2 protein-coding genes and 1 pseudogene are annotated in these 1,920 nt (G+C 61.5%); all 3 read left to right on the top strand.

The features are described from left to right. The first annotated feature begins 212 nt into the window (after positions 1 to 212). The 3 genes and pseudogenes from queE (at position 213) to tadA (ending at position 1,916) form a co-directional block, all read left to right on the top strand. Positions 213 to 848 (top strand): 7-carboxy-7-deazaguanine synthase, encoded by a 636-nt coding sequence (gene queE / locus I5W_RS21770; protein ID WP_044530804.1) that lies wholly within the window; start codon positions 213 to 215, stop codon positions 846 to 848. Positions 849 to 943: 95 nt separating this feature from the next. Continuing rightward, the gene (gene queD, locus I5W_RS21765; protein ID WP_013234189.1) at positions 944 to 1,390 is read left to right on the top strand and encodes a 6-carboxytetrahydropterin synthase QueD; all 447 of its coding nucleotides are present in this window, start codon (positions 944 to 946) and stop codon (positions 1,388 to 1,390) included. Then, positions 1,390 to 1,916 (top strand): annotated as a pseudogene (gene tadA, locus I5W_RS21760) (tRNA adenosine(34) deaminase TadA). Before queD ends, tadA begins: the two are co-directional and overlap by 1 nt. The last annotated feature ends 4 nt before the right edge of the window (positions 1,917 to 1,920 follow it).

Below are 1,920 nucleotides of genomic sequence, written 5' to 3'. Positions count from 1 at the left end.
CTGGGGCTGAAGCTGGACCTGCCGGCGCCGGGGCCTGATGCTGGACGAGGATCAATGAGCGTTCATGAGTTCCAATGAAGGCGCCGACCGGCTATAATACTGCCCCTGGACGCCAGCAAAATCGGCTGCAATATCAGTGACTTAGTCTTACGCCGGTGCTGGCGTCGTCCGACCCTTTCTGTTTGCGGCTGCCCGGCCGGCTATCCCTTATCGTGACTTACAGCATCAAAGAAATCTTCTATACCTTGCAGGGCGAGGGCACGCACGCCGGTCGCCCGGCGGTGTTCTGCCGTTTTTCCGGCTGCAACCTGTGGACCGGCCGCGAAGAAGACCGCGCCCGCGCCATCTGCCAGTTCTGTGATACCGACTTCGTCGGCACCGATGGCGAGAACGGCGGCAAGTTCAAGTCCGCTGAGGCACTGGCGGCCAAGATCGACAGCCTCTGGCCGGCCACCTATGCGCCCAGCAAATACGTGGTCTTCACCGGCGGCGAGCCATTGCTGCAACTGGATGCGGCCCTGATTGCGGCCATGCACGCGATTGGCTTCGAGATCGCCATCGAAACCAATGGCACCATTGCCGTGCCGGAGGGCGTGGACTGGATCTGCGTGAGCCCCAAGATGGGGGCGGAGCTCAAGGTCACGCGCGGCAGCGAACTGAAAGTGGTGGTGCCGCAAGCCGGCCAGCCTTTGGCGCACTATGAAACGCTGGATTTCCAGCACTTCCTGCTGCAACCGATGGATGGCCCGCAGGCCGCTGCCAACACGCGCTTGGCCATCGAGATGGTCAAGCACAATCCCAAGTGGAAACTGAGCATCCAGAGCCACAAGCTGCTCAATATTCCTTGAATTATTCTTCATGTGGCTGCTTGCCGCATGATTACAATGACATACGCCAAGCCCGCCGCACGCCTGTCGCGGCGGGCCTCTAAGAAGAAACATTCATGCTCACCATTACCCGCAAACTCGAATTCGATGCCGGCCACCGCATCCCCGACCACAAGAGCCAGTGCCGCAACCTGCACGGCCACCGTTATACGCTGGAAATCACCCTGACCGGCGCGGTCATCGACATTGAGGGCAATTCCGACAACGGCATGATCATGGACTTTTCCGACATCAAGGCCCTGGCCAAGGAGCATCTGGTCGATGTCTGGGACCATGCTTTCCTGGTCTACGAAAAGGACACGCCGGTGCGCGACTTCCTGGCCAGCCTGCCGGGCCACAAGACGGTCATCATCGGCAGCATCCCGACCGTGGAAAACCTGGCCCGTGAAGCCTTCGCCATCCTCAAGGCGGCCTACAAGGACCGCTACGGTACCGGCCTGCACCTGCAAAAGCTGGTGCTGCACGAAACGCCCAATTGCTGGGCCGAGATCACGGCGGATTGATGGACGGCGCTGTGCTCCCGCAAGCCATCACCGAGGCCGACCTGCGCCACATGCGGGCCGCGCTCGACCAGGCCAATAACGCCTGGGCGCTGGGCGAGGTACCGGTGGGGGCGGTGGTGGTCAAGGATGGCGTGGTCATCGCCAGTGGCTTCAACCAGCCCATCGGCAAGCATGATCCCACCGCCCATGCCGAGATCATGGCGCTGCGCCGTGCCGCCGAAAAGCTGGGCAATTATCGGCTGCCCGGTTGCGAACTGTATGTGACGCTGGAACCCTGCGTCATGTGTTCCGGCGCCATGATGCACGCGCGCCTGGCGCGGGTGGTCTATGGCGCGGCCGACCCCAAGACCGGGGCCTGCGGCTCGGTGGTGAACCTGTTCGAACAGGAAAAGCTGAACCACCATACCGTGTTGCTGGGCGGCGTAATGGCCGAAGAATGCGGTCAGTTATTGAAAGAATTCTCCCCATGCGGCGCGAACAGGTGAAAGCACAGCGCCTGCAAGCCGCCATCCAGGGCGAAGTTTGAACAT

Source organism: Herbaspirillum sp. B65 (assembly GCF_000333555.1).
Lineage (GTDB): Bacteria > Pseudomonadota > Gammaproteobacteria > Burkholderiales > Burkholderiaceae_D > Herbaspirillum > Herbaspirillum rubrisubalbicans.
Note: the sequence above shows the minus strand (reverse complement) of the source record. Positions and strands in the feature narration are given on the sequence as shown.